The sequence below is a fragment of the Erwinia psidii genome (genome assembly GCF_003846135.1).
Classification (GTDB): Bacteria; Pseudomonadota; Gammaproteobacteria; order Enterobacterales; family Enterobacteriaceae; genus Erwinia; species Erwinia psidii.
In genome coordinates this window covers 1-1931 of sequence record NZ_RHHM01000036.1, presented here as the reverse complement: position 1 = coordinate 1931, position 1931 = coordinate 1, and the positions used below count along the sequence as shown (strand labels likewise).

Annotated in this window: 3 protein-coding genes; all 3 read left to right on the top strand. The window is 43.4% G+C overall.

Going from position 1 to position 1931, the window contains the following annotated elements:
* A partial coding sequence (locus tag EB241_RS20705; RefSeq protein WP_199737413.1) for an S-type pyocin domain-containing protein occupies nt 1-573 on the top strand: 573 nt, incomplete at its 5' end.
* Nucleotides 570-1037: a DUF6392 family protein gene (locus tag EB241_RS20700; RefSeq protein ID WP_124234938.1), complete on the top strand. Its 468-nt coding sequence runs from the start codon at nt 570-572 to the stop codon at nt 1035-1037. The genes EB241_RS20705 and EB241_RS20700, both read left to right, overlap by 4 nt.
* A 421-nt stretch (nt 1038-1458) precedes the next feature.
* Nucleotides 1459-1931: lipoprotein (locus tag EB241_RS20695; RefSeq protein ID WP_124234937.1), on the top strand; the 473-nt coding region annotated here is incomplete at its 3' end.

Here is a 1931-nt window from a genome sequence, read left to right as displayed (position 1 = left end):
GGCAACCAGAACCCAATAAGGATACCAAATCCGGTTGTTGTTGATCCATTGCCGGAAGATACCCGCATCAAGGCAACAACCACCCCGGCACCGGAAGAGAAAAGCTTTGCGGATTATATTCTTATTCTGCCATTGCCGTATATTCCACCGATATATATATACCTGAGCAAGCCACCTGTTGAGCTTTTGGAGGTGGAGCTTTACAGCGATTTTGTTCGGCGCTCACGGCAGGGTAAATATGAAGCTGACCATATGCCATCTAAAGCAGCAGTTAAGGCGTATCTGAAAGCACATTATCCAGAAATGACGCCTGAAGATATTGAACTTGCATCTCAAGATGTCGCTGCAATAGTGATACCTAAAAAGGTGCATCAGCAGATTAGTGAAACCTACGGAGGGCGTAACACATCTGCGCAAATTGAGCTGGACTCAAAAAATCTCAGAGCTGCCCTTGATCGTAATCTTGATGCTATTAAACCAGCTTTAAAAGAACATGGGGCCACAGAAAATAAGATAGAGTCGGCAAGGTCGAAAATGCATAAGCTAAACAGTGATATGGGGTTGTATAAATGACAGTGAATATTGATGCTTTAATAAGCTGTTTAGGCAAAACGTATCAGGAGCTTATTGATAATGAATTGATCGCCTACAAAAGTCCTCCAACAGCCTCATCTGGAGATCCTGACCTAAGTCTTGATATGGCAAAAGAAGGTATTTTCTTATCCTTCAAGCGAGATGGGCGGATATTGCAGGCTATAGTCGTAAAAATTCAGAATGATAAGGTCAAAAACTGGATGTTCCCGAACGAATTACCAGAGCCATTGCAGAGAAGTATGTCGCGAGAATGGGTGCATGACAATATAGGCGAGCCATTAAGAAGCAGTCCTCCAAAGGTGATTATGCGGCGGGCTTTTGGCTGGACCGATCTTTATGAAGCCAAGAAGCGACCAACGCCTACTATGATGCAGATAAGCTATGATACGGCAGATCAGGTGAGGGCAGTGACATTTCTTCCTACTTCAGATCTTCGTTGGTAGATTTCCCCCTTCTTTCCAAAGCAGCACTACCGATCTGTTGTGCTGCTTCATTCCTTATCCGTTCAAACGTCCTGCCAAAATGCGCAAACTGTGGCGAACCGTCGCTCACAATCCCCATCAATTAATTGATGTAAAAGATCGATACATTATTGTTGATAGTTTTTAACGATTGAGTGCGAGAAGTTGAACAGTGTTTTAATTGTTTTAATCGATCGATATGTTATTATTGATATTCTTTAGCTATCGTTTGTTTTTTGTCGATCGATTTAAACGATATGACAAACAGTAAAAATAATTCAATTCTATCAATTGGTTAAACGGACTTTTTGTGGGGCGGGTGTGATCCGCTTCGAAGCAGGCTCTCTTTTGCTTTCATTCCTGCCATGAACAGTCAGTTCGTTAACATTGATGGGATATGAAGATGAAAAAGATCTTACTTATGGCAGGTGCTGCGTCGGCTCTGGCGGGATGTGGTGAAAAAGGCGACTTTGAGAAAGCGATCAACGCGAAGATTAGTCAATCGAAAACCTGTTTCTCACTGCGAAATAACGATGTCACATTCCCTGTCCAGCTCTTCAAACCGCGATTTGACGAAACAGGGACTGGAACAGGTTCAGTGATCCTCGATGGCTTCGTTGAGCAGGGCTTAATGGCCTTTGTTAAAGGCTGGGATAACAATACGCCTGGGATAACAGATGAAGACAAACAAGCCAAAATCTGGGATGCCAAAGAAGGCGTTTGTATTGGTCGCCGCGTTGTTGATGAAGTGATGGAATGGACTGAGCCGGGTAATGGTAATCAGAAAGTTGTTCGCGTCACCTATACATGGAAATTAACTGATGTTGCATCATGGGTGGACAAAAGCGCGTTCTCTGGTGTGAAAGGGACGAATGA

Excerpts from the sequence above, each read along its gene's own strand:
- EB241_RS20700 (WP_124234938.1), top strand. The coding sequence starts at position 570 with ATGACAGTGAATATTGATGCTTTAATAAGCTGTTTAGGCAAAACGTAT.